2 pseudogenes are annotated in these 832 nt (G+C 25.4%); one reads left to right on the forward strand and one right to left on the reverse strand.

The window, feature by feature from the left end:
• Window positions 1–207: 207 nt before the first annotated feature.
• Window positions 208–714 (reverse strand): annotated as a pseudogene (locus tag IDG45_RS13705) (phosphotransferase); the annotation flags it as partial.
• On the opposite strand from IDG45_RS13705, the pseudogene IDG45_RS14195 reads away from it, so the two are divergent.
• Window positions 708–832: pseudogene (locus IDG45_RS14195) on the forward strand (GNAT family N-acetyltransferase); the annotation flags it as partial. The pseudogenes IDG45_RS13705 and IDG45_RS14195 overlap by 7 nt on opposite strands.

Raw genomic sequence — 832 nt, forward strand, 5'->3', positions numbered from 1 at the left:
TAATTGGAGCCGTTCTTATGGACCTACATGATGAATGGATTTATTCTTCAAGAAAATACATCAATTTTGATAAGTAGAAATGGTAAAAACATTGTATAGCATTTTACACAGGAGTCTGGACTTGACTCACTTCCCTTTATTATTTTTCATTTTTTTAAACTATTTAATACTAATGTCTTTTATAATAGCTTTTCATATATTATATAATCAATCTTTATAAGTCCTTTTATAAATTTCTTTTCTACCATTTTCGATAAATTCCTGTTTAATATTTTTAATTCCATAAACAATAGTTTCAATAGGATAATATTCTTCAACTATATCTTGATATTCTTTTGCTTTCTCAATATCTATATTTCCATACATTCTTAATATATCTTCTCCAAAATTTGTTCCTATTTCTTCTTCACTATCTTCAAGTAAGTATATAAAATCACAATATTCATCTATAATTCCAGAATCTCCAAAATCAATTATTCCAGTTAATCTATTATTGCCATCTAACAATAGATGATTACAACTAAAATCATTATGGCATAAACACTTTTTACCCTCAAAAACTGTTGTTGCATTTAGTCTTTCCATAAAACTTTCTATATAATCTTTTTCTATATCAGTTAAATCATTATAAATAGTTTCACGCAACAATATATACTCTTCTAATACATTTTGTTTATTATCAATAGTACATTCACTAATATCTGTATAATCCAAGAGCAATAAGGGCATACCAAAAATCTGGTTTTAGAATTATTGAAGATTTGCCAGAACATGAATTACACGAGGGCAAAAAAGAAGATTGTTATTTAATGGAATATAGATATGATGATAA

Source organism: Staphylococcus sp. EG-SA-10 (assembly GCF_017151945.1).
Classification (GTDB): Bacteria; Bacillota; Bacilli; order Staphylococcales; family Staphylococcaceae; genus Staphylococcus; species Staphylococcus aureus.